Genomic DNA, 23,138 nt, shown 5'->3' with positions numbered 1-23,138 from the left:
ACTGTAAAAGTATCGTAACCACGGAGGCGCATTCTAGATGTTTTCAGCTTTACGTCAACAGAAAATTGCGCACGTTGTTTTGATTGCTGCAAAAATGGGCGATGGCAGCGTCAGCCATCGCCGGACAAAGGCGGGGATTACTTTTTCGCCTGGCGCGTCATTACGGTGCGATACACCTTAAAGCGGCCCGTCTGGGCGATCACCTCGTGGAAGCCGAAGGTTTCATCCAGCACTTTCGGATAGGCCAGGAAGGCGTTCGCCACGATACGCAGCTCGCCGCCGCTGTTAAGGTGACGGGTTGCGCCACGGATCAGCGTTTGCGCCGCTTCAAGGCTGGTCTCCATCCCGTCGTGGAACGGTGGGTTAGAGATGATCATATCAAAGCGACCGGTCACGTCGGAGAAGACGTTGCTGGCAATAACGTCGCCTTCGATACCGTTCGCCGCAAGCGTGGCGCGGCTGGCTTCCACCGCCGGAGCGCTCACGTCACACAGGGTTAAACGCACCTTCGGCGAGTGGCTGGCGAGAACCGTTGACAGCACGCCCGCGCCACAGCCAACGTCCAGCACCTTGCCTTTGGTGTGCGGCGTCAGGGTGGACAGCAGCAGCTTGCTGCCCGTATCAAGCGCGTCACGGCTGAATACGCCCGGCAGCGTTTTGATGGTCAGCCCGTCGAGCTGATACTCGTCCCAGAAGGTGTCGGCATCAAAGGTTGTCTGTTTTTCCAGACGGCCATGATACAGGCCGCAGCGACGGGCGCTGTCGATTTTCGTCAGCGGCGCGTAGGCTTCGAGCATTTGCTCTGCGCTACGCACTCCGCTGCGGTTCTCACCGACGACGAAAATATCGCAGCCGATCGGCAGCAGAGAAAGCAGGTTCATCAGCTGGAACTGGGCTTCCGGTTTGTTCTTCGGCCAGTAGTAAATGAACGTATCGCAGTCAGCAATATCGCTCTGCTCCGCCACCAGGCTAAAGCGCGCGCGCTCGCCCATCTGGCGGCTCAGCACCTGCCAGTGGTGGTAGTACTGGGTGTGGGCACGGCTTTCAGCACAGTCGAAACGCGCGGGCAGGTCATCCTGCATATCTCCGGCAAACAGAATACGGCTTTCTTCGAAATCATCACTGTGACGCAGCAAGACTTCACTTGCCGGGGTAAATGCAGACATGAATTGTTCCTCAATAAACTCAGGCGGGGATTATAGTAGGTAGATGGCGCAGTTTCGACACATTTGCTATATTTGCGCGCCTGAGAGACAGGAGTTTTCGCTATGACATCCCGACGAGACTGGCAGTTGCAGCAGCTGGGCATCACCCAGTGGGCTTTGCGTCGCCCGACGGCGTTGCGGGGCGAAATAGCCATCTCCATCCCTGCGCATGTCCGCCTGGTGATGGTGGCAGACGCGCCGCCTGCCCTGAATGAACCCCTGATTGAAGATGTCCTTCGCAGCCTGAAGGTGACAAACGATCAGGTATTACAGCTGGCGCCCGAAAGCGTCGCGATGCTTCCCCCTGACAGCCGCTGTAACAGCTGGCGAATCGGGGCGGTGGATGAGCTACCCCTTGAAGGCAGCCAGATCAGCTCGCCAGCGCTGGACGAACTGAAAGCCAACCCAAAGGCGCGTAGCGCGCTATGGCAACAAATTTGTGAATATGAACACGATTTCTTCCCTCACGACGGCTGACCTGACCACCGCGTTCGCGATTGAAACCCGCGCCCATGCCTTTCCGTGGAGCGAAAAGACGTTTGCCAGCAATCAGGGCGAACGCTATTTAAATCTGCGCCTGGACGTGGACGGCACCCTGGCCGCGTTTGCCATTACGCAGGTTGTTCTGGACGAAGCGACGCTGTTTAATATCGCGGTCGATCCCGCTTTCCAGCGCCGCGGGCTGGGCAGAGAACTGCTTGAGCACCTCATTCGTGAGCTGGAAACCCGTGACGTTTTCACTCTGTGGCTGGAGGTGCGCGCGTCTAATGTCGCCGCCATCGCACTTTATGAAAGCTTAGGCTTTAACGAGGCGACCATCCGCCGTAACTACTACCCCACCGCAGAGGGACGTGAAGACGCCATTATCATGGCTCTGCCGATTGGATAACGAAAATAAGGTTGTAACGATGAAATGGGACTGGATTTTCTTTGATGCCGACGAAACGCTGTTTACGTTTGACTCGTTCGGCGGCCTACAGCGGATGTTTCTCGACTATAGCGTGACCTTCACCGCTGAAGATTTTCAGGACTATCAGGCGGTGAATAAACCGCTGTGGGTGGACTACCAGAACGGAGCCATCACTGCGTTACAGCTTCAGCATCAGCGTTTTGACGCGTGGGCGGAGCGGTTAAAAGTCAGTCCAGGGGCGCTGAATGAGGCGTTCCTGAATGCGATGGCGGATATCTGCGCGCCGCTGCCCGGCGCCGTTTCCCTTTTAGATTCGCTCAAAGGGAAGGTGAAGCTTGGGATCATCACCAACGGTTTTACCGCGCTTCAGCAGATCCGCCTTGAGCGTACCGGCCTGCGCGATCATTTCGACGCGCTGGTGATCTCCGAGCAGGTGGGCGTACCGAAGCCGGATCCGCGTATTTTCGATTATGCGCTGGCGCAGGCTGGCAATCCTGACCGCGATCGCGTGCTAATGGTGGGCGATACCGCAGAATCTGATATTCTGGGGGGTATGAGATCGGGTCTGTCGACCGTCTGGCTGAACGCGCATGGTCGCGAGCTGCCGGAAGGCATCAAGCCGACCTGGACCGTCACGTCATTGAACGAACTGGAGCAGCTCCTGTGTAAACAATGATTGCCTGCCCCCTGTTGATGGGTAAAATAGCCGCATTTTTCGTATTCCATGATGCGCGGCCTGCTGCCGCGCCTACCTAAGAAGAATTGATTATGACGTTGTCTCCTTATCTGCAAGAGGTGGCCAAACGCCGCACTTTTGCCATTATCTCGCACCCGGATGCCGGTAAAACGACCATCACCGAGAAGGTGTTGCTGTTCGGACAGGCGATCCAGACCGCGGGTACCGTTAAAGGCCGTGGCTCCAGCCAGCATGCAAAATCTGACTGGATGGAGATGGAAAAGCAGCGTGGTATTTCGATTACCACCTCCGTGATGCAGTTCCCGTATCATGATTGCCTGGTGAACCTGCTGGACACCCCGGGGCACGAAGACTTCTCCGAAGATACCTACCGTACCCTGACGGCGGTGGACTGCTGCCTGATGGTAATCGACGCCGCGAAAGGTGTTGAAGATCGTACCCGCAAGCTGATGGAAGTGACCCGTCTGCGCGATACGCCTATCCTCACCTTTATGAACAAACTCGACCGTGACATCCGTGACCCGATGGAGCTGATGGATGAAGTGGAAAACGAGCTGAAGATCGCCTGTGCGCCTATCACCTGGCCGATTGGCTGCGGCAAGCTGTTCAAAGGGGTTTATCACCTCTATAAAGACGAAACCTACCTGTACCAGACCGGTAAGGGCCACACCATTCAGGAAGTCCGCATCGTAAAAGGTCTGGACAACCCGGAGCTGGACGCCGCCGTCGGTGAAGAGCTGGCCGCCCAGCTGCGCGATGAGCTGGAGCTGGTGCAAGGCGCCTCTCACGAGTTCGACAGAGAGCTGTTCCTGAGCGGTGAAATTACCCCGGTCTTCTTCGGTACCGCCCTCGGCAACTTCGGCGTTGACCATATGCTCGACGGTCTGGTTGAGTGGGCCCCGCAGCCGATGCCGCGTAAAACCGATACCCGTGAAGTCGAAGCGAAGGAAGAGAAGTTCTCCGGCTTCGTCTTCAAAATTCAGGCCAACATGGACCCGAAACACCGCGACCGCGTCGCCTTTATGCGCGTAGTGTCCGGTAAATACGAGAAGGGCATGAAGCTGCGTCAGGTGCGTATCGGTAAAGACGTGGTGATCTCCGACGCGCTGACCTTCATGGCGGGCGACCGTTCGCACGTGGAAGAAGCCTATCCGGGCGATATCATTGGTCTGCACAACCACGGTACCATTCAGATTGGCGATACCTTCACGCAGGGCGAAATGATGAAGTTCACCGGTATCCCGAACTTCGCGCCGGAACTGTTCCGCCGCATTCGCCTGCGCGATCCGCTGAAGCAGAAGCAGCTGCTGAAAGGTCTGGTTCAGCTTTCCGAAGAGGGGGCTGTACAGGTGTTCCGCCCAATCGCCAACAACGATCTGATCGTGGGCGCGGTGGGTGTGCTTCAGTTTGACGTGGTGGTTGCCCGTCTTAAGAGCGAGTACAACGTGGAAGCGATTTACGAATCGGTGAACGTGGCGACCGCGCGCTGGGTTGAGTGTTCAGACGTGAAGAAATTCGAAGAATTTAAGCGTAAGAACGAAGTTCAGCTGGCGCTGGATGGCGGCGATAATCTGACCTATATCGCCCCGACCATGGTGAACCTGAACCTGACACAGGAACGTTATCCTGACGTTCAGTTCCGCAAAACGCGCGAGCATTAATTCCCTCTCAGAGCACGGCAGCCGCCGTGCTCTTCTTTAATTCCTGTGTTATTAAACCCTTGCGGAATGTTCTTAATTCAACGCAATTTTTCGCTATTCGTTCGTTTTTTCCCCAATTCTGAATGCACCCCCGTAATTGTGATCTATATTTAACTCAGTGTTTAGCACCGGGCATGGATGAATTAACTGTTCAATGCATGTCCACTGGTTCTCCATTTCGCCCGTGTGTTAATTCGCAATATATAAAACCAAGATTTAGGGAAGTATGTCGCCCGAATAACGGGCAAAACACAGGAATAAATCGATGAATATGACAAGACTGAAGATTTCTAAAACTCTGCTGGCTGTAACGTTGGGTAGTGTCCTGGTAAGCGGTTCTGCTCTGGCGGAAACCAGCACCATGGATAAAGCGCAAAATACCGCCAATACCGCAGGGGAAAAAATCGATAGCTCTATGAATAAAGTCGGTAATTTCATGGATGACAGCTCTATCACAGCAAAAGTGAAAGCCGCACTGGTGGATCATGAATCCATTAAGAGCACCGATATTTCTGTTAAAACCGACAACAAGGTTGTCACCCTGAGCGGTTTCGTTGAAAGCCAGACCCAGGCCGAAGAGGCCGTTAAAGTGGCCAAAGGCGTTGAGGGCGTAAGCTCCGTCAGCGACAAACTGCACGTACGTGACAGCAAAGAGTCTTCGGTGAAGGGTTATGCCGGAGATGCAGCAACTACCAGCGAAATCAAAGCTAAACTGTTAGCTGACGACATCGTGCCATCCCGTATGGTGAAAGTTGAAACCACCGATGGTGTGGTCCAGCTGTCCGGTACGGTTGAGAACCAGGCACAAAGCGATCGTGCTGAATCAATTGCGAAAGCGATTGATGGTGTGAAAAGCGTTAAAAACGATCTGAAAACGAAGTAAAGCAGCACCACTCGCCCGTCTGGCTTAAAGCCGCGGGCGAAATAAAAACGACTCTGGAAAAACGCCGGTGAGTGGCCTGAGCGCTCACGTTTAGCGGCCGACATTAACTATGGTAAAGGAGAGGCTTATGTTTCGTTGGGGCATTATATTTCTGGTTATCGCGTTAATTGCCGCCGCATTGGGCTTTGGTGGACTGGCGGGTACCGCGGCATGGGCAGCGAAAATTGTCTTCGTCGTTGGTATTATTCTGTTCCTGGTGAGCCTGTTTACGGGTCGACGTCGCCCGTAGCAAACGCAATATTCATTAAACAAACTCAAGCCAGTCCTCGTGACTGGCTTTTTCTCGTTTGAGAACCGGCAGGGATCTGCGTTACTGTGTCTGAACATAATAATGAAAACAGGAAGGCAGAGGTGGGGCAGCGAATTCCCGTGACGATCGGCAATATTGCGCCGCTGACGTTAAAACCATTTCATGCAGGCCAGCTTGCGCTGGTCTGTGAAGGGGGCGGACAGCGCGGTATTTTCACAGCAGGCGTGCTGGACGAATTTATGCGCGCTGAGTTTAACCCGTTCGATCTCTATTTCGGCACCTCTGCCGGGGCGCAGAATCTCTCTGCCTACGTCTGTAACCAGCCCGGCTATGCGCGCAAAGTGATTATGCGCTACACCACCTCCAAAGCGTTCTTCAACCCGGTACGCTTCGTGCGCGGCGGGAACCTGATCGATCTCGACTGGCTGCTGGATGCCACCTCCAGCCAGATGCCGCTGGCCATGGATACCGCGTCACGACTGTTCGATACCGGAAAAGAGTTCTGGATGTGCGCCAGCCGCGGCGATGACTATTCACCGGGTTACTTTTCGCCGCAGAAAGAGAACTGGCTGGATATCATCCGCGCCTCCAGCGCGATCCCCGGTTTCTACCGCACCGGCGCGCTGCTGGAGGGGATCAGCTATCTTGATGGCGGTATCAGCGACGCGGTACCGGTACAGGAGGCGGCGCGGCGCGGGGCGAACACCATTGTGGTGATCCGCACGGTGCCTTCGCAGATGTATTACACCCCACAGTGGTTTAAGCGTATGGAACGCTGGCTGGGCGACAGCAGCCTGCAACCGCTGGTGAATATCGCAAAGCAGCATGAAACGACCTACGGCGCGATGCAGCGCTTTATTGAAAAACCCCCGGGCAAGCTGCGCATCTTTGAAATTTATCCGCCTAAGCCGCTGCTGAGCATGGCGCTGGGCAGCCGGCTGCCTGCGTTGCGTATGGACTACAAAACGGGGCGGCTGTGCGGGCGTTACTTCCTTGCGACCGTCGGGAAAATGCTGGCCGAGCAACCGCCGCTTCATCGGCATAAAAGCATCATATTGCCGCCCGCCGTTGTGGCCAATGACGCGGTGGCGATGCCGCTGGTGGACGCGCCACAAGCCAACGATAGCCTACTCGATAATGAGGATCTGGCGTGACGCACTGCTTTATCGATACCCATTGCCACTTTGATTTCCCCCCGTTTAGCGGTGAGGAAGCCGCAAGTATCGCGCGCGCGGCTCAGGCCGGCGTGAGGGCCATTATTGTCCCGGCTATTGAGGCGGCGAGGTTTGAGAACGTCCTGGAACTTGCCCGCGTTCACGATGCGCTGTACGCCGCGCTGGGTCTGCATCCGATCGTGATTGAGCACCATCTTGATGAACATATCGACAGGCTGGATGCCACGCTGCAAAACGCGGATACGAAGCTGGTTGCCATCGGGGAGATCGGTCTCGATCTCTATCGTGAAGATCCGCAGTTTGAACGCCAGCAGACGATCCTGGATGCGCAGCTCCGGCTGGCAAAGCGCCACGATCTGCCGGTGATCCTCCACTCCAGACGTACCCATGACAAACTGGCGATGCACCTGAAGCGCATCGATTTGCCGCGCACGGGCGTGGTCCACGGTTTCGCCGGCAGCCTTCAGCAGGCGCAGCGTTTTATCGGGCTGGGCTATAAGATTGGCGTCGGCGGCACCATCACCTATCCGCGAGCCAGCAAAACCCGCGACGTGATGGCGCAACTCCCCCTGTCTTCGCTCCTGCTGGAAACGGATGCGCCTGACATGCCGCTGAATGGTTTTCAGGGCCAGCCCAACCGCCCGGAGCAGGCGGCGCGCGTTTTTGACGTGCTGTGTGAACTGCGTCAGGAACCTGAAGAGGTGATTGCCGGCGCGCTGCTGGAAAATACCCGCGCGGTCTTTGGCATCACGCTATAGATAAAGGGCCGGGCGGATCACCGTAATGTGCTGCTGTTCCAGCGCCCGCGCCAGCGGCTCGACGTCCTCCGGCGTGGCGCTCCGCCATTGCGCCGCCTCCCCGTAAACCCCATGGGCATGAAACGCGTTGATCCGGACCGGAACGTTCCCCAATGCGTGGATAAAAGCGGTCAGCGATGGCAGATGTTGCAGATAATCACACCGATCGGGGATCGCCAGCAGGCGCAGTTCCGTCAGGCGATGACGCTCGGCCAGCCAGCGGATGCTCTGCTTGATCAGCGAATTTTCGCGCCCGGTCAGAAAACGGTGATGCTCATTGCCCCAGGCTTTCAGATCCACCATCGCGCCGTCAAACACCGGTAACAGCTTTTGCCAGCCGGTTTCGCTTAACATACCGTTGCTGTCTACCAGGCACGTCAGATGGCGCAGGGACGGATCGGCTTTGATCGCGGTGAACAGCGCCACCACAAACGGCAGCTGTGTGGTGGCTTCACCCCCGCTGACGGTCACGCCCTCGATAAAAGGCGCGGACGTGCGGACTCGGGCGAGGATCTCCTCGACGCTGTAGCGCTGCGCCATCGGCGTCGCCTGCTGCGGACACAGGTGCAGACAGGTGTCGCACTGCTGACAGTGACTTTCCTGCCACCAGACGCGCCCGGCCTGAAGAGTCAGCGCGTCATGAGGGCAGTGAGGAACACAGTCGCCGCAGTCGTTGCAGCGCCCTATTGTCCACGGATTGTGGCAGGTTTTGCAGCGCAGGTTACAGCCCTGGAGGAACAGCGCCAGGCGGCTGCCCGGTCCGTCCACGCAGGAGAAGGGGATGACCTGACTAACTAAAGCGCATCTGCTGTTCATGGCTAATCACGCGCGGCTGACGTTCCAGAATACGGGTTTTGCGTGCGGCCTCTTCGCCCAGCCACGTGGTGTTCGTTCTCGAACCCGCTTCCCGGTATTTCTCCAGATCCGACAAGCGAACCATATAGCCGGTCACGCGTACCAGATCGTTACCGGCCACATTTGCGGTGAATTCACGCATACCGGCCCTGAACGCGCCAAGGCAAAGCTGAACCACCGCCTGCGGATTGCGTTTTACCGTCTCATCCAGCGTTAAAATATCGCTGATCCCGGAATGATAGTGCTTATGGTGCGGCGCTACGGCCAGCAGATGACTGATAGGATCCGGCTCGTCGCCATAGGGCAGGCGAGCGCCCGGCGTGGTGCCCGAATCGGAGCTGATGCCTGACTGGGCGTGCAGCATAGCGCGATGCTGCCAGCCGTGCTTCACCGGCGTATTTTCAACAAACGCCGCAAGCTGTTCGCTGATGCGGTAGCCCAGCGCGTTGGCCTGCTCGTCTTTCCCGTAACGCCCCGCCATGCCTGCTTTCTCACACAGTACGTTCACCGCTTCGGCAAGACCGTACATGCCAAACATCGGCACAAACCGATCGGCGTCAATCAGCCCCTCTTTCACCAGGAAGCTATTCTCAAAGAAGCCGGACTGCTCATATAAAAAATCGCAGCGCGCGTCGATTATTGCGATTTGCTGCTGACAGTAGTGGGGCAGGGTACGGGTGAAAAAGTCTTCCGGGGAGTGGCTGTGCTCCGCAATCGCTTTCAGGTTAAGGCGCACCAGCGTGCTGCCGCCGCCCGCGAGTGGCAGAGAGTTGTAACAGCTCACCACGCCATAGCGACCTTTTGTGAAAATTTTATCATTCACCGGGCCGTTGGAAATATGCGGCTTGCTGCACTCACAAATGTTTTTCGCCACGCTCAGCAGCAAATCGTCGGGGGTAACGTCCGGGTCGTAGATAAAGGTCAGATTCGGCGCAACCTGCTTCAGTTCAGCATCTGCGCGCAGAATGGCGCGGGTGACGGGCGTATCCGCCGGGCCGATATTGGCATGCATAAAGGCGTCTGGCAGGGTGCGGTCCAGATAGCGCCAAAAACGTTTTATTCGGCTATCGATTTCATCCTGTGTTAGAATTTTAACATAAGGACTGAGGATTTCATCGAGCTGGCCCAGATAGACCGGCATGGACGTGACGGACGGAACGTGGTGATAAAGTATAGTGAGCAGCGAGAGGGCGTCATCCAGATCGTTCGCCCCTTCCAGCTCCAGCCATTCTGAACCGTTAGTCAGGAATTTAGCGTAATCCGGCAGCACGTAGCGCGGTTTGTAAGGCGCATGGCCTTCGAACATGTCGCAGATAAATCCCTCATCCAGCGCGGCGCGTGCCGCCTCTGGCAGAGCGGGATAGGGCAGATTGTTTTCCGCTTCCAGCGCCAGAAAATGACGTTTTTGTTCCGGGGTTAACACCGGGCTTGTCACAATGTGCTGGCATCGTTGTTGCAGGGCGTCGGGCATGTTCAACTTCCTTGAGGGTTCTGCGGATGGTGAACGAATTGTAGAAAGCCAGCCCGTTGGCGCTTTTGATCCGACAGGGGGTATCGCTGCTTTAGTCGGCGGTTGGCGCATGAAAGTTTGAAGAAGATCTCATTACAGTAATGCAAATTTGCACACAGTTTTCATTAACTGTGATGAATGTCGAAGTGTAGAGGCGGGTGAATGTTAGAATACTCACAGACCCGCAAGGTAAAATTGATACGGCACTGCCGTTGGAGAATGTTATGACCGATTTAACTGCAAGCAGCCTGCGCGCGTTGAAGCTGATGGACCTGACCACCCTGAACGATGACGACACCAATGAAAAAGTCATCGCCCTGTGCCATCAGGCGAAAACGCCAGTGGGTAACACCGCCGCCGTTTGTATCTACCCGCGCTTTATTCCGATTGCCCGCAAAACGCTGAAAGAGCAGGGCACGCCGGACGTGCGCATTGCAACCGTGACTAACTTCCCGCACGGCAATGACGACATTGAGATTGCGCTGGCGGAAACCCGCGCGGCGATTGCCTACGGCGCAGACGAAGTTGACGTGGTGTTCCCGTACCGCGCACTGATTGCCGGCAACGAGCAGGTTGGCTTTGACCTGGTGAAAGCCTGTAAAGACGCCTGTGCGGCGGCAAACGTGCTGCTGAAGGTGATCATCGAAACCGGCGAGCTGAAAGAAGAAGCGCTGATTCGTAAAGCATCTGAAATCTCCATCAACGCTGGCGCAGATTTCATCAAAACCTCTACCGGTAAAGTGCCCGTCAACGCCACGCCGGAAAGCGCGCGCATCATGATGGAAGTCATTCGCGATATGGGCGTATCCAAAACCGTTGGCTTCAAACCTGCGGGCGGCGTACGTACCGCCGAAGACGCGCAGCAGTTCCTGGCGATTGCCGATGAACTGTTTGGTGCCGACTGGGCGGATTCCCGTCACTACCGTTTCGGCGCGTCCAGCCTGCTGGCCAGCCTGCTGAAAGCGCTGGGTCACGGCGACGGTAAGAGCGCAAGCAGCTACTGATTGCCAGACAATGCCGGATGACGCTTCGCTTATCCGGCCTACAGGATCGTAGGGCGGGTAAGTGTACCCGCCACAACTCCCCCGATTCCGCATGGAGGTTACCGTGTTTCTCGCACAAGAAATTATTCGTAAAAAACGTGATGGTCTTGCTTTAAGCGACGAAGAGATCCGCTTCTTCATCAACGGCATTCGTGACAACACCGTCTCAGAAGGGCAGATTGCTGCTCTGGCGATGACCATTTTCTTCCACGATATGTCGATGCCTGAGCGCGTGTCGCTGACCATGGCGATGCGAGATTCAGGAACCGTTCTGGACTGGAAAAGCCTTAACCTTAACGGCCCGATTGTGGACAAACACTCCACTGGCGGCGTGGGTGATGTGACTTCGCTGATGCTCGGCCCTATGGTGGCAGCCTGCGGCGGTTACGTTCCCATGATCTCCGGGCGCGGCCTGGGCCACACCGGCGGTACGCTCGACAAACTGGAAGCCATTCCGGGCTTCGATATCTTCCCGGATGACAATCGCTTCCGCGAGATTATTAAAGACGTTGGCGTGGCGATTATCGGCCAGACCAGCTCTCTTGCGCCGGCAGACAAGCGTTTTTACGCGACGCGCGATATTACCGCCACCGTAGACTCCATTCCGCTGATCACCGCCTCTATCCTCGCCAAAAAACTGGCGGAAGGGCTGGACGCGCTGGTGATGGACGTGAAGGTGGGCAGCGGCGCGTTTATGCCGACCTATGAACTCTCTGCTCAGCTTGCCGAAGCGATCGTTGGCGTCTCCAACGGCGCAGGCGTGCGCACCACCGCGCTGCTGACCGACATGAACCAGGTGCTGGCCTCCAGCGCCGGTAACGCGGTTGAAGTGCGCGAGGCCGTGCAGTTCCTGACGGGTGAATACCGCAACCCGCGCCTGTTCGACGTCACCATGGCGCTGTGCGTGGAGATGCTGATTTCCGGCAAGCTGGCCAAAGACGATGCGGAAGCCCGTGCGAAGCTTCAGGCGGTGCTGGACAACGGCAAAGCGGCGGAGATCTTTGGCCGTATGGTGGCGGCGCAGAAAGGCCCGACCGACTTCGTGGAAAACTACGCGAAATACCTGCCAACCGCGATGCTCAGCAAGGCGGTCTACGCGGACAGCGAAGGTTTTGTCTCCGCCATGGACACCCGCGCGCTCGGCATGGCTGTTGTGTCTATGGGCGGCGGTCGTCGTCAGGCATCGGACACCATTGATTACAGCGTCGGCTTTACCGATATGGCCCGTCTGGGCGACAGCGTTGACGGTCAACGTCCGCTGGCGGTGGTCCACGCGAAGGACGAAGCCAGCTGGCAGGACGCGGCGAAAGCGGTGAAAGCGGCAATATCTCTTGACGATAAAGCACCGGAAACCACACCGACGGTCTATCGTCGTATCACTGAATAGCGGTATACTGATCTGATCGCATTTTTATGAAGCACTAAGTACGGAGAACAATTATGAAACGTGCATTTATTATGGTGCTGGACTCATTCGGCATCGGCGCAACCGAAGATGCAGAACGTTTTGGTGACGTGGGTTCCGATACCCTGGGTCACATCGCGGAAGCCTGTGCAAAAGGCGAAGCGGATAACGGTCGTAAAGGCCCTCTGAACCTGCCAAATCTGACCCGCCTCGGGCTGGTAAAAGCGCATGAAGGCTCTACCGGTAAAATCGCAGCCGGTATGGACGGTAACGCGGAAGTCGTGGGCGCCTACGCCTGGGCGCACGAGCTCTCTTCCGGGAAAGATACCCCGTCCGGCCACTGGGAAATCGCCGGTGTGCCGGTGCTGTTCGACTGGGGTTACTTCTCCGATCACGAGAACAGCTTCCCGCAGGAGCTGCTCGATAAGCTGGTGAAGCGCGCCAACCTGCCGGGCTACCTCGGTAACTGCCACTCTTCCGGTACCGTGATTCTGGATCAGCTCGGCGAAGAGCACATGAAAACCGGCAAGCCGATTTTCTACACCTCTGCTGACTCCGTGTTCCAGATTGCCTGCCACGAAGAGACGTTTGGCCTGGATAAACTCTATGAACTGTGCGAAATCGCCCGTGAAGAGCTGACCGAAGGCGGCTACAACATTGGCCGCGTGATCGCACGTCCGTTTATCGGCGACAAAGCGGGTAACTTCCAGCGTACCGGTAACCGTCACGACCTGGCCGTTGAGCCACCGGCACCTACCGTGCTGCAAAAGCTCGTCGACGAGAAAGGCGGTCAGGTTGTTTCCGTGGGTAAAATCGCGGACATTTACGCCAACTGCGGCATTACCAAAAAGGTCAAAGCGACCGGTCTGGATGCGCTGTTCGACGCCACCATCAAAGAGATGAAAGAGGCGGGCGATAAGACCATTGTCTTCACCAACTTCGTGGACTTCGACTCCTCCTGGGGCCACCGTCGCGATGTAGCCGGTTACGCGGCAGGGCTGGAGCTGTTCGACCGCCGTCTGCCAGAGCTGATGGAGCTGGTGGGGGAAGATGACATTCTGATCCTGACCGCCGACCACGGCTGTGACCCAACCTGGACCGGTACTGACCACACCCGCGAGCACATTCCGGTGCTGGTGTACGGCCCGAAAGTAAAACCGGGTTCGCTGGGGCACCGTGAAACCTTCGCGGACATCGGCCAGACGATTGCGAAATACTTTGGTACGTCTGACATGGAATATGGCAAGGCTATGTTCTGATGTCATTGCCGGGTGGCGGCTGCGCCTTACCCGGCCTACAAAACCGTAGGCCCGGTAAGCGAAGCGCCACCGGGCAAAAAAACAAATGAAAAGGAACTGAAGATGGCAACTCCTCACATTAATGCAGAAATGGGTGATTTCGCTGACGTCGTATTGATGCCTGGCGACCCGCTGCGCGCGAAGCACATTGCAGAAACTTTCCTCGAAGACGTGCGTGAAGTGAACAACGTGCGCGGCATGCTGGGCTTCACCGGTACCTATAAAGGCCGCAAGATCTCCGTTATGGGCCACGGTATGGGTATCCCGTCCTGCTCCATCTACACCAAAGAGCTGATCACCGATTTCGGCGTGAAGAAAATCATCCGCGTTGGCTCCTGCGGTGCGGTGCGTATGGACGTTAAGCTGCGTGACGTGGTGATCGGCATGGGCGCGTGTACCGACTCTAAAGTTAACCGCATCCGCTTTAAGGATCACGATTTTGCGGCAATCGCCGACTTCGACATGGTGCGTAACGCGGTTGACGCGGCAAAAGCACTGGGCGTTGACGCGCGCGTGGGTAACCTGTTCTCTGCCGATCTGTTCTACTCGCCAGAAGGTGACATGTTCGACGTGATGGAAAAATACGGCATCCTGGGCGTGGAAATGGAAGCGGCCGGTATCTACGGCGTGGCGGCTGAGTTTGGTGCGAAAGCGCTGACCATCTGCACCGTGTCTGACCACATCCGTACCCACGAGCAGACCACCGCTGCCGAGCGTCAGACCACCTTCAACGACATGATCAAAATCGCGCTGGAATCCGTTCTGCTGGGCGATAAAGAGTAAAAGCTGTTGTGCCGGGGGGCGGCTTTGCCTGACCCGGCCTACGGTTTTCCAGGCCCGCTAAGCGCAGCGCCAGCGGGCTTTTTTACTAGCGTACTGCCTGCGCAATCCACGCCGATAATTCCCGTAATTCATTTTCCTGGGCCGGGAAGTCACCGATTAACGCGTCACACTCCTGTTGCAGCATATCCGCCCGATACAAACAGCCCTGCAACCGTGCCGCCAGCGCCTCCAGCGGAGCCGGGTTCAGGCTATCGGTAAACACCTGCGTACGGGTGATATGGCCTTTTTCCACGTCAAAGTGCAGCTCGACGCCGCCCCAGGTGAAGCGCTCGTCCAGCAGGTGTGAAAACGCCGGTGCCTGGCCGAAGTTCCACTCCCAACTGCTCTGGCGGGCAAAGGTTTCAGCGAAGTTGGGCAGGTCGGGGGTCTTATCGGGAGAGATCACTTCCGCCTCCACGCGCTCGCCGTAATGCTCAAAGAAGGCTTCACGGATCGCATCGCAAATTTGCTCGTGGGTAATGCCCGGCAGCAGTTCCACCAGATTCGTCACGCGACCGCGTACGGAGGTGATCCCTTTCGCCTGGAGCTTTTTCTTGTCCGGGTTGAGGTAGTTCGCCAGACGGCTCAGGTCGGCGTTCAGCAGCAGGGTACCGTGGTGGAATCCGCGATCCAGGGTTTCGCGGTAGGCGGAGCCTGACACTTTCCGGTCGCCCTCGGGCGTTTTCACGACCAGATCGTTACGTCCGGAGGCTTCGGCCTTCACGCCGAGCGAATTGAGCGCGTTGAGGACAATGGCGGTCGAGATGGTTTTATCGTATTCCGGCTTGCCCGCCATAAAGGTAAAGCAGGTATTGCCCAGATCGTGAAACACCGCGCCGCCGCCGCTGCTGCGGCGCGCAAGGCGGACGTTGTCCTCTTCCATACGGCGGGTGTTACACTCTTTCCACGGGTTTTGCGCGCGGCCAATGACGACCGTATCGGCGTTGCGCCAGAGAAACAGCACGCGCTGAGTGGCGGGCATCTGGCGGAAGATGCACTCTTCCACCGCCAGGTTAAACCAGGGATCGTAAGAGTCAGAGATAAGCAGGCGTAACGTCGTCATGGCAGAGTTCCTTTTCCGAATCATCTGCCTACTTTATCACTATTCTTTCTTCTCGCTCTCTTCCTCTTCGGGAACCGGCTTGCTGGCGGTTAGCAGGAACGGCGACTGCTGCCAGCGGGTGCGCTTGCCCTGGAGCAGCGTACGCGCCAGTACCACGCCAATCGCCAGCGAGAGGAGCAGCATCAGGCGCAAAATATTGGTGGTGTTATCCACCTGTTTGGCTTCGGTTGGCAGGGTGTGGGTATCGAGCGTCAGGCGTAAATAGCCGAGTGGACCATTTTTGCCCTCAATAGGTTCGACGATTTGCTGATTGAAATAACCGCCGGCTTTTTTGCCGTCCAGCGCCAGCCTGTCGCGCACGTCGACATGCTCACCCGCGCGGGCAATCAGGTCGCCCTGTTCATCGTACACGCCTGCGTCCAGAATGCGGCTGTTTTCCGTGAGCTGGCGCAATACCTGGGCTATCCGCTTGTCGTCCGGCGTTTCGGTGCGCATAGACGGCGCAACGTTAAGCGTCACCTGGCGCGCCAGCGTGCGGGCCAGCTCTTCAAACTGCGGGTTACGTTGCCGTTGGTGATTCTGGCTAAACCAGGATGCCCCCTGCATCAGCGCCACTAACAGGGCGAGACAGATAAGGACAATCACGGCGCGATGAAGCCGGAATTTCAGTTTTGCGCGAGCCATATTCCACCTGCTGAAAATTTACGGCTTAATGTTGCCAGAAGTGATGGTTACAGGGTAGCCTCATGCGTTATTTTCCCTCTGGAACCTTCCGGCGCGAACGAAATTACAGGAGCTTCAATGCCGAACATTACCTGGTGCGACCTGCCAACGGATGTCTCTTTATGGCCAGGATTGCCGCTCTCGTTAAGTGGCGATGAGGTGATGCCCCTCGATTACCACGCTGGCCGTAGCGGCTGGCTGCTGTACGGACGCGGCCTGGATAAGCAACGCCTGACCCAGTATCAAACCAAACTGGGCGCAGCGATGGTCATCGTTGCGGCCTGGTGCGTGGAAGATTATCAGGTCATTCGCCTCGCGGGTTCCCTGACGCAGCGCGCCACGCGCCTGGCACACGATGCCGGGCTGGACGTTGCCCCGCTCGGCAAGATCCCTCACCTGAAAACGCCGGGCCTGCTGGTGATGGACATGGACTCTACCGCCATTCAGATCGAATGTATCGACGAGATCGCTAAACTGGCGGGCAGCGGCGAGCTGGTGGCGGACGTCACCGAGCGCGCGATGCGCGGCGAGCTGGATTTCACCGCCAGCCTGAGACAACGCGTGGCGACGCTGAAGGGGGCCGATGCGAACATTTTGCGTCAGGTGCGCGATGAACTGCCCCTGATGCCGGGGCTGACGCAGCTGGTGCTCAAGCTGGAGACGCTCGGCTGGAAAGTGGCGATTGCCTCCGGTGGGTTCACCTTCTTTGCCGATTACCTGCGTGACAAGCTGCGTCTGACCACCGTGGTGGCAAACGAGCTCGAGATCATGGACGGCAAGCTGACCGGACAGGTCATCGGCGACATCGTGGATGCGCAGTACAAAGCCAGTACGCTGACGCGTCTGGCGGAAAAATATGAGGTTCCGGTCGAGCAGACCGTCGCCATCGGCGATGGCGCGAACGATCTGCCGATGATCAAAGCTGCCGGTCTGGGTATTGCCTACCACGCCAAGCCAAAAGTGAATGAAAAGACGGAAGTCACTATCCGTCACGCTGACCTGATGGGGGTGTTCTGCATTCTCTCCGGCAGCATCAACCAGAAATAACGGTCTGCGCTGTAGGCCGGGTAAGCGTAAGCGCCACCCGGCACGCAGGCCGCACAGAAATAACGAGGTAAACCGTGGCGAAAGCTCCAAAACGCGCATTTGTCTGTAATGAATGTGGTGCGGATTATCCGCGCTGGCAGGGGCAATGCAGCGCCTGTCATGCCTGGAACACCATCACCGAAGTGCGTGGTGTGGCGGCTTCGCCGAGCGTGGCCCGCAATGAACGGCTGAGCGGCTATGCGGGCATTGCAGGCGTGTCGAAGGTACAAAAACTTTCGGATATCAGCCTTGAGGCGCTGCCGCGCTTCTCAACCGGATTCAAAGAATTTGACCGCGTGCTCGGCGGCGGCGTGGTGCCGGGCAGCGCGATTCTGATCGGCGGTAACCCGGGCGCGGGCAAATCGACCCTGCTGCTGCAAACGCTCTGCAAGCTCGCCGAACAGATGAAAACCCTGTACGTGACGGGTGAAGAATCCCTCCAGCAGGTGGCGATGCGCGCTCACCGTCTCGGCCTGCCGACCGGTAACCTGAATATGCTGTCGGAAACTAGCATCGAGCAGATCTGCATGATCGCCGAAGAAGAGCAGCCGAAGCTGATGGTGATCGACTCCATCCAGGTGATGCACATGGCGGACATTCAGTCCTCGCCGGGCAGCGTGGCGCAGGTGCGTGAAACGGCTGCGTATTTAACGCGCTTTGCCAAAACGCGCGGCGTGGCGATTGTGATGGTCGGCCACGTCACCAAAGACGGCTCGCTGGCGGGGCCGAAGGTGCTGGAGCACTGTATCGACTGCTCGGTGATGCTCGACGGCGATGCGGACTCCCGCTTCCGTACCCTGCGCAGCCACAAAAACCGCTTCGGCGCGGTGAATGAGCTGGGCGTTTTTGCCATGACCGAGCAGGGGCTTCGCGAAGTCAGCAACCCATCGGCCATCTTCCTGAGCCGTGGCGACGAGATTACGTCCGGGAGTTCGGTGATGGTGCTGTGGGAGGGGACGCGTCCGCTGCTCGTCGAAATTCAGGCACTGGTGGATCATTCGATGATGGGCAACCCACGGCGCGTGGCGGTCGGTCTGGAACAGAACCGCCTGGCGATCCTGCTGGCGGTGCTGCACCGTCACGGCGGCCTGCAAATGGCGGATCAGGATGTGTTCGTCAACGTGGTGGGGGGCGTGAAGGTGACCGAAACCAGCGCGGACCTGGCGCTGCTGCTGGCGATGGTCTCGAGCCTGCGCGACAGGCCGCTGCCGCAGGATCTGGTGGTGTTTGGCGAAGTGGGGCTGGCGGGCGAAATTCGCCCGGTGCCGAGCGGACAGGAGCGTATCTCCGAAGCGGCAAAACATGGCTTCCGCCGCGCGATTGTTCCGGCCGCCAACGTGCCGAAAAAAATCCCGGAAGGGATGCAGGTTTTTGGCGTTAAAAAACTCGCAGATGCGTTAAATGTCTTTGACGACTTATAATTACGTATTCGATTTTGCAGGAGGCACCGTAATTTATGTCATCATTTGACTACATCAAGACCGCGATCCGCCAGAAGGGCTGCACGTTGCAGCAGGTGGCGGACGCCAGCGGCATGACCAAGGGCTACCTGAGCCAACTGCTGAACGCCAAAATCAAAAGCCCCAGCGCGCAGAAGCTTGAAGCGCTGCACCGTTTTCTGGGGCTTGAATTTCCGCGGATGCAAAAGAATATAGGCGTGGTGTTCGGCAAGTTCTACCCGCTGCATACCGGGCACATCTACCTGATCCAGCGCGCCTGTAGCCAGGTCGACGAGCTGCATATCATCATGGGCTACGACGAAACCCGCGATCGCCAGCTATTTGAAGACAGCGCCATGTCGCAGCAGCCCACGGTGCCGGACCGCCTGCGCTGGCTGCTTCAGACGTTTAAGTATCAGAAAAATATTCGCATTCATGCCTTTAATGAAGAGGGCATGGAGCCGTATCCGCATGGCTGGGACGTGTGGAGCAACGGCGTCAAAGCGTTTATGGAAGAGAAGGGCATTACGCCTAACTGGATCTACACCTCTGAAGAGTCCGATGCGCCGCAGTTCCGCGAGCATCTGGGCATCGAGACGGTGCTGATCGATCCTAAACGCACCTTTATGAACATCAGCGGTGCGCAGATCCGTGAGAACCCGTTCCGTTACTGGGACTATATCCCGACCGAGGTGAAGCCGTTCTTCGTGCGTACGGTGGCGATCCTTGGCGGCGAGTCGAGCGGCAAATCGACGCTGGTCAATAAGCTGGCGAATATCTTCAACACCACCAGCGCGTGGGAGTACGGACGCGATTATGTCTTCTCACACCTCGGCGGTGACGAGATGGCATTGCAGTATTCCGACTACGATAAAATTGCGCTGGGACACGCCCAGTACATTGATTTTGCGGTGAAATACGCCAACAAAGTCGCGTTTATTGATACTGATTTCGTTACCACGCAGGCGTTCTGTAAAAAGTACGAAGGACGTGAGCACCCGTTTGTGCAGGCGCTGATTGACGAATATCGCTTTGACCTGGTGATCCTGCTGGAAAACAACACGCCGTGGGTGGCCGACGGCATGCGCAGCCTGGGCAGCTCGGTGGACAGGCGCGAGTTCCAGACCATGCTGGTTGAGATGCTTAACGAAAACAACGTTGATTTTGTGCATGTTGAAGAGTCGGACTACGACACCCGTTTCCTGCGCTGCGTCGAGCTGGTGAAGGAGATGATGGGGGAGCAGGGTTAGGGTGAGGGGAATTATCCACTCAGAACTCAACCACTACCTTCCCACGCCTATGCCCCTGCGGCGTATCATTTCACTGACCTGTGCTCCTCGATGAAATGCGTCTTGTTGAGGCTAGTCTGGTAAGGGATCAGCTGCGTGATAAGATGGACAATCCAGAGCTCACCGTTCGCACGGGGTGAACAATCATGTTTAAACAGCTTCAGGATATGGCGCTGTTTGCGCTGGTGGCAGAAATGGGCAGCTTTACCGCGGCGGCGCTGAAAGCTGAGCTGCCGAAATCCAGCGTCAGCCAGCGCATCAGCCAGCTTGAACAGCAGGTGGGGATCCGTCTGCTGAATCGCACCACGCGCAGGATCAGCCTGACGTTCGCGGGCGAGCACTATCTGGTGCACTGTCGCGAGATGCTGGCGGCCAGCGAGCGGGCGGAGTATGCCATTCAGCGCCTGCGCGAAAACCCCAGCGGACGGCTGCGTATTACGTGTCCGGCGGGGATTGGCGCGACCCTGCTGGCGCATATGAATGCCGAGTTCCAGCTTCGCTATCCTGACGTTTCGCTCGATGTTTCAATTTCAGATGATGTCCTCGATCTGGTGGAGTCGGGTTTCGACGTTGCCCTGCGAACCGGGAAACCTCAGGACTCTTCCCTGATCGGCCGCATGATAGGGCACTGTCCACGCTACATGCTGGCATCGCCCGACTATCTGGCGCGCCGGGAGCCGTTAACCCATCCCCGACAGCTGGTGGATCACCGTTGTATTACCCATAAATCCTGGGCTGAGTGGTTGTTGCAGAGCGAGAGCGAGGATTATCGCTTTCTGCCGGATAACGCCCATCTGACGGATAACCTGGTGTACGCCCGCGAGTGCGCGATTGCCGGGGCGGGGATCACGCTGTTACCCGCATTCCTGCTGGAAGACAAAATCGAGAGAGGCGCGCTGGTGAAAGTGCTGCCGGAGTGGAGCGTTGAGGGAAACGATCTGTGGCTGGCCTATCCGAGCCGTAAGCTCAATTCGCCCGCGCTGATGAGCTATATCGAGTTTGCGATGGAGTTTGACGAGGTGAAGCGGTATTACGTGGGCAAATAAAAAAGCCGGGTGGCGGCTTCGCCTTACCCGGCCTACAAACAGAGCAGAACCGTAGGCCGGGTAAGCGTGAGCGCCACCCGGCTTTTTTTGGCACTTACTTAGCAATACGCTTGTACTTAATACGCTTCGGCTCCAGCGCGTCAGCGCCCAGCGTGCGTTTCTTGTACTCTTCGTATTCGGTGAAGTTACCTTCGAAGAACTCCACTTTACCTTCGTCCTGGTAGTCCAGGATGTGGGTCGCGATACGGTCAAGGAACCAGCGGTCGTGCGAGATAACCATGGCGCAGCCCGGGAACTCCAGCAGGGCGTTTTCCAGCGCGCGCAGGGTTTCGATGTCCAGGTCGTTGGTCGGTTCATCGAGCAGCAGAACGTTGCCGCCAACCTGAAGCAGTTTCGCCAGGTGCAGACGACCACGCTCACCGCCGGACAGCTCGCCCACGCGTTTGCCCTGGTCGGTGCCCTTGAAGTTAAAGCGGCCAACATAGGCGCGGCTTGGCATCTCGGTATTGCCGATACGCATGATATCCAGCCCGCCGGACACTTCTTCCCACACGGTTTTGCTGTTGTCCATCGCGTCGCGGAACTGGTCAACGGACGCCAGCTTCACGGTCTCACCCAGGGTGATAGAGCCGCTGTCAGGCTGCTCCTGACCGGACATCATACGGAACAGGGTCGATTTACCCGCGCCGTTCGGACCGATAATGCCCACAATCGCACCTTTCGGTACGGAGAAGGTCAGATCGTCGATCAGCAGGCGGTCGCCGTATGACTTACGCAGGTTGGTCACTTCAACCACTTTATCCCCCAGACGTGCTCCAGGCGGGATAAACAGTTCGTTGGTTTCGTTACGCTTCTGGTATTCGGTGTTGTTCAGCTCTTCGAAGCGCGCCAGACGGGCTTTGCCCTTGGACTGACGGCCTTTCGCGCCCTGACGAACCCACTCCAGCTCTTTCTCAATAGACTTACGGCGCGCCGCTTCCTGAGAAGCTTCCTGCGCCAGACGCTGATCTTTCTGCTCCAGCCAGGAGGAGTAGTTGCCTTCCCACGGAATCCCTTCACCGCGGTCCAGCTCCAGGATCCAGCCGGCGACGTTGTCGAGGAAGTAACGGTCGTGGGTAATGGCCACTACGGTACCCTCGAAGTCGTGCAGGAAGCGCTCCAGCCAGGCCACGGATTCGGCATCCAGGTGGTTGGTTGGTTCGTCGAGCAGCAGCATGTCTGGTTTTTCCAGCAGCAGGCGGCACAGCGCCACGCGGCGGCGCTCACCACCGGAGAGATTCGCGATTTTTGCATCCCAGTCCGGCAGACGCAGGGCATCGGCCGCGCGCTCCAGCTGCACGTTCAGGTTGTGACCGTCGTGCGCCTGGATGATCTCTTCATATTTGCCCTGCTGAGCGGCCAGTTTGTCGAAGTCCGCATCCGGCTCGGCGTATTTGGCATACACTTCATCCAGACCTTTCAGCGCGTTAACCACTTCGGATACCGCTTCTTCAACGGATTCACGTACGGTGTGTTCCGGGTTCAGCTGAGGTTCCTGCGGCAGGTAGCCGATCTTGATGCCAGGCTGCGGACGGGCTTCACCTTCGATGTCTGTATCGATGCCGGCCATGATGCGCAGCAGGGTGGACTTACCGGCACCGTTGAGACCCAGAACACCAATTTTTGCGCCCGGGAAGAAGCTCAGCGAGATATTTTTAAGAATATGACGTTTCGGCGGGACAACTTTGCCGACACGATGCATGGTATAAACGAATTGAGCCACGTTGGACTTCGCCTCTTTTATCGTGATGAGAATGAATTTCAGCCTCGAAGTGTAGCCTTTTTCACGCCCTAATCCCAGCCAGGAACGTCGGGAGTGTTAAAACGCGCAAGAAAGGTAAAA

The 23,138-nt window shown here is 57.3% G+C and carries 22 protein-coding genes; 16 read left to right on the top strand and 6 right to left on the bottom strand.

Annotation, left to right across the window (positions count from 1 at the left end):
- Window positions 1–137: 137 nt before the first annotated feature.
- Window positions 138–1,166 carry a 16S rRNA (guanine(1207)-N(2))-methyltransferase RsmC gene (rsmC, locus tag N5C09_RS14990; RefSeq protein WP_279749316.1) on the bottom strand — a complete coding sequence of 343 codons (1,029 nt, stop codon included), beginning with the start codon at window positions 1,164–1,166 and terminating at the stop codon, window positions 138–140.
- Window positions 1,167–1,268: 102 nt separating this feature from the next.
- Here rsmC and N5C09_RS14985 point away from each other — a divergent pair, with 102 nt between their 5' ends.
- The 8 genes from N5C09_RS14985 (at window position 1,269) to N5C09_RS14950 (ending at window position 7,638) form a co-directional block, all read left to right on the top strand.
- Complete coding sequence (locus tag N5C09_RS14985; RefSeq protein WP_063867399.1) at window positions 1,269–1,682, top strand: DNA polymerase III subunit psi; 414 nt, start codon at window positions 1,269–1,271, stop codon at window positions 1,680–1,682.
- Window positions 1,651–2,094, top strand: a complete 444-nt coding sequence (gene rimI / locus N5C09_RS14980; RefSeq protein WP_063450730.1) for a ribosomal protein S18-alanine N-acetyltransferase — start codon at window positions 1,651–1,653, stop codon at window positions 2,092–2,094. Before N5C09_RS14985 ends, rimI begins: the two co-directional genes overlap by 32 nt.
- A gap of 19 nt (window positions 2,095–2,113) precedes the next feature.
- A complete protein-coding gene (yjjG, locus tag N5C09_RS14975; protein WP_112792012.1) occupies window positions 2,114–2,791 on the top strand; it encodes a pyrimidine 5'-nucleotidase in 678 nt (225 codons plus the stop codon).
- 92 nt (window positions 2,792–2,883) lie between these two features.
- Entirely contained in the window at window positions 2,884–4,473 is a 1,590-nt protein-coding gene (prfC, locus tag N5C09_RS14970) for a peptide chain release factor 3 (RefSeq protein WP_063450728.1), read from the top strand.
- Between the two features lie 304 nt (window positions 4,474–4,777).
- Window positions 4,778–5,395 (top strand): molecular chaperone OsmY, encoded by a 618-nt coding sequence (gene osmY, locus N5C09_RS14965; RefSeq protein ID WP_063450727.1) that lies wholly within the window; start codon window positions 4,778–4,780, stop codon window positions 5,393–5,395.
- 127 nt (window positions 5,396–5,522) lie between these two features.
- Window positions 5,523–5,684 carry a DUF1328 domain-containing protein gene (locus N5C09_RS14960; RefSeq protein ID WP_003856556.1) on the top strand — a complete coding sequence of 54 codons (162 nt, stop codon included), beginning with the start codon at window positions 5,523–5,525 and terminating at the stop codon, window positions 5,682–5,684.
- A gap of 122 nt (window positions 5,685–5,806) precedes the next feature.
- Entirely contained in the window at window positions 5,807–6,859 is a 1,053-nt protein-coding gene (locus N5C09_RS14955; protein WP_193033832.1) for a patatin family protein, read from the top strand.
- Window positions 6,856–7,638, top strand: coding sequence for a TatD family hydrolase (locus N5C09_RS14950; RefSeq protein ID WP_203465624.1), 783 nt, complete (start codon window positions 6,856–6,858; stop codon window positions 7,636–7,638). Before N5C09_RS14955 ends, N5C09_RS14950 begins: the two co-directional genes overlap by 4 nt.
- Here the strand turns inward: N5C09_RS14950 and N5C09_RS14945 are convergent.
- Together N5C09_RS14945 and N5C09_RS14940 are read right to left on the bottom strand one after the other, a co-directional pair.
- On the bottom strand, window positions 7,633–8,493 hold the full coding sequence (locus N5C09_RS14945) for a YjjW family glycine radical enzyme activase (protein ID WP_279749315.1): 861 nt from the start codon (window positions 8,491–8,493) through the stop codon (window positions 7,633–7,635). The genes N5C09_RS14950 and N5C09_RS14945 overlap by 6 nt on opposite strands.
- Window positions 8,468–10,003, bottom strand: a complete 1,536-nt coding sequence (locus N5C09_RS14940; protein WP_279749314.1) for a YjjI family glycine radical enzyme — start codon at window positions 10,001–10,003, stop codon at window positions 8,468–8,470. The genes N5C09_RS14945 and N5C09_RS14940 overlap by 26 nt, the downstream gene beginning before the upstream one ends.
- A 263-nt stretch (window positions 10,004–10,266) precedes the next feature.
- On the opposite strand from N5C09_RS14940, the gene deoC reads away from it, so the two are divergent.
- From deoC to deoD, 4 genes are all read left to right on the top strand, one after another.
- Window positions 10,267–11,046 (top strand): deoxyribose-phosphate aldolase, encoded by a 780-nt coding sequence (gene deoC / locus N5C09_RS14935; RefSeq protein ID WP_063867406.1) that lies wholly within the window; start codon window positions 10,267–10,269, stop codon window positions 11,044–11,046.
- Between the two features lie 103 nt (window positions 11,047–11,149).
- The gene (deoA, locus tag N5C09_RS14930; RefSeq protein ID WP_279749313.1) at window positions 11,150–12,472 is read left to right on the top strand and encodes a thymidine phosphorylase; all 1,323 of its coding nucleotides are present in this window, start codon (window positions 11,150–11,152) and stop codon (window positions 12,470–12,472) included.
- Between the two features lie 53 nt (window positions 12,473–12,525).
- On the top strand, window positions 12,526–13,749 hold the full coding sequence (deoB, locus tag N5C09_RS14925) for a phosphopentomutase (RefSeq protein WP_063867407.1): 1,224 nt from the start codon (window positions 12,526–12,528) through the stop codon (window positions 13,747–13,749).
- A gap of 102 nt (window positions 13,750–13,851) precedes the next feature.
- Window positions 13,852–14,571: a purine-nucleoside phosphorylase gene (gene deoD / locus N5C09_RS14920; protein WP_003856538.1), complete on the top strand. Its 720-nt coding sequence runs from the start codon at window positions 13,852–13,854 to the stop codon at window positions 14,569–14,571.
- Between the two features lie 85 nt (window positions 14,572–14,656).
- Here the strand turns inward: deoD and lplA are convergent, their stop codons facing one another.
- The gene (lplA, locus tag N5C09_RS14915) at window positions 14,657–15,673 is read right to left on the bottom strand and encodes a lipoate--protein ligase LplA (protein ID WP_279749312.1); all 1,017 of its coding nucleotides are present in this window, start codon (window positions 15,671–15,673) and stop codon (window positions 14,657–14,659) included.
- 39 nt (window positions 15,674–15,712) lie between these two features.
- Entirely contained in the window at window positions 15,713–16,357 is a 645-nt protein-coding gene (locus N5C09_RS14910) for a YtjB family periplasmic protein (protein ID WP_064910148.1), read from the bottom strand.
- Between the two features lie 117 nt (window positions 16,358–16,474).
- On the opposite strand from N5C09_RS14910, the gene serB reads away from it, so the two are divergent.
- The 4 genes from serB (at window position 16,475) to N5C09_RS14890 (ending at window position 21,256) form a co-directional block, all read left to right on the top strand.
- Window positions 16,475–17,443 (top strand): phosphoserine phosphatase, encoded by a 969-nt coding sequence (gene serB, locus N5C09_RS14905; protein WP_063867410.1) that lies wholly within the window; start codon window positions 16,475–16,477, stop codon window positions 17,441–17,443.
- A 74-nt stretch (window positions 17,444–17,517) separates the two neighbouring features.
- Window positions 17,518–18,903 carry a DNA repair protein RadA gene (radA, locus tag N5C09_RS14900; protein ID WP_279749311.1) on the top strand — a complete coding sequence of 462 codons (1,386 nt, stop codon included), beginning with the start codon at window positions 17,518–17,520 and terminating at the stop codon, window positions 18,901–18,903.
- A 35-nt stretch (window positions 18,904–18,938) separates the two neighbouring features.
- Complete coding sequence (gene nadR, locus N5C09_RS14895; RefSeq protein ID WP_063450717.1) at window positions 18,939–20,171, top strand: multifunctional transcriptional regulator/nicotinamide-nucleotide adenylyltransferase/ribosylnicotinamide kinase NadR; 1,233 nt, start codon at window positions 18,939–18,941, stop codon at window positions 20,169–20,171.
- Between the two features lie 185 nt (window positions 20,172–20,356).
- Window positions 20,357–21,256, top strand: a complete 900-nt coding sequence (locus N5C09_RS14890; protein ID WP_193526870.1) for a LysR family transcriptional regulator — start codon at window positions 20,357–20,359, stop codon at window positions 21,254–21,256.
- Between the two features lie 94 nt (window positions 21,257–21,350).
- Here N5C09_RS14890 and ettA read toward each other — a convergent pair whose 3' ends face one another.
- A complete protein-coding gene (gene ettA, locus N5C09_RS14885; RefSeq protein ID WP_006810191.1) occupies window positions 21,351–23,018 on the bottom strand; it encodes an energy-dependent translational throttle protein EttA in 1,668 nt (555 codons plus the stop codon).
- Between the last annotated feature and the right edge of the window lie 120 nt (window positions 23,019–23,138).

Source organism: Enterobacter sp. GD03975 (assembly GCF_029838645.1).
In the GTDB taxonomy this organism is placed as follows: domain Bacteria; phylum Pseudomonadota; class Gammaproteobacteria; order Enterobacterales; family Enterobacteriaceae; genus Enterobacter; species Enterobacter quasihormaechei.
Note: the sequence above shows the minus strand (reverse complement) of the source record. Positions and strands in the feature narration are given on the sequence as shown.

Bases quoted from the DNA above. Each gene is read 5' to 3' on its own strand.
- deoC (WP_063867406.1), top strand. From the start codon at position 10,267: ATGACCGATTTAACTGCAAGCAGCCTGCGCGCGTTGAAGCTGATGGAC.
- N5C09_RS14960 (WP_003856556.1), top strand. From the start codon at position 5,523: ATGTTTCGTTGGGGCATTATATTTCTGGTTATCGCGTTAATTGCCGCC.
- N5C09_RS14910 (WP_064910148.1), bottom strand. From the start codon at position 16,357: ATGGCTCGCGCAAAACTGAAATTCCGGCTTCATCGCGCCGTGATTGTC.
- N5C09_RS14890 (WP_193526870.1), top strand. From the start codon at position 20,357: ATGTTTAAACAGCTTCAGGATATGGCGCTGTTTGCGCTGGTGGCAGAA.
- rimI (WP_063450730.1), top strand. From the start codon at position 1,651: ATGAACACGATTTCTTCCCTCACGACGGCTGACCTGACCACCGCGTTC.
- rsmC (WP_279749316.1), bottom strand. From the start codon at position 1,166: ATGTCTGCATTTACCCCGGCAAGTGAAGTCTTGCTGCGTCACAGTGAT.
- yjjG (WP_112792012.1), top strand. From the start codon at position 2,114: ATGAAATGGGACTGGATTTTCTTTGATGCCGACGAAACGCTGTTTACG.
- lplA (WP_279749312.1), bottom strand. From the start codon at position 15,673: ATGACGACGTTACGCCTGCTTATCTCTGACTCTTACGATCCCTGGTTT.
- osmY (WP_063450727.1), top strand. From the start codon at position 4,778: ATGAATATGACAAGACTGAAGATTTCTAAAACTCTGCTGGCTGTAACG.
- nadR (WP_063450717.1), top strand. From the start codon at position 18,939: ATGTCATCATTTGACTACATCAAGACCGCGATCCGCCAGAAGGGCTGC.
- deoD (WP_003856538.1), top strand. From the start codon at position 13,852: ATGGCAACTCCTCACATTAATGCAGAAATGGGTGATTTCGCTGACGTC.
- N5C09_RS14945 (WP_279749315.1), bottom strand. From the start codon at position 8,493: ATGAACAGCAGATGCGCTTTAGTTAGTCAGGTCATCCCCTTCTCCTGC.
- N5C09_RS14985 (WP_063867399.1), top strand. From the start codon at position 1,269: ATGACATCCCGACGAGACTGGCAGTTGCAGCAGCTGGGCATCACCCAG.
- serB (WP_063867410.1), top strand. From the start codon at position 16,475: ATGCCGAACATTACCTGGTGCGACCTGCCAACGGATGTCTCTTTATGG.
- deoB (WP_063867407.1), top strand. From the start codon at position 12,526: ATGAAACGTGCATTTATTATGGTGCTGGACTCATTCGGCATCGGCGCA.
- prfC (WP_063450728.1), top strand. From the start codon at position 2,884: ATGACGTTGTCTCCTTATCTGCAAGAGGTGGCCAAACGCCGCACTTTT.
- N5C09_RS14940 (WP_279749314.1), bottom strand. From the start codon at position 10,003: ATGCCCGACGCCCTGCAACAACGATGCCAGCACATTGTGACAAGCCCG.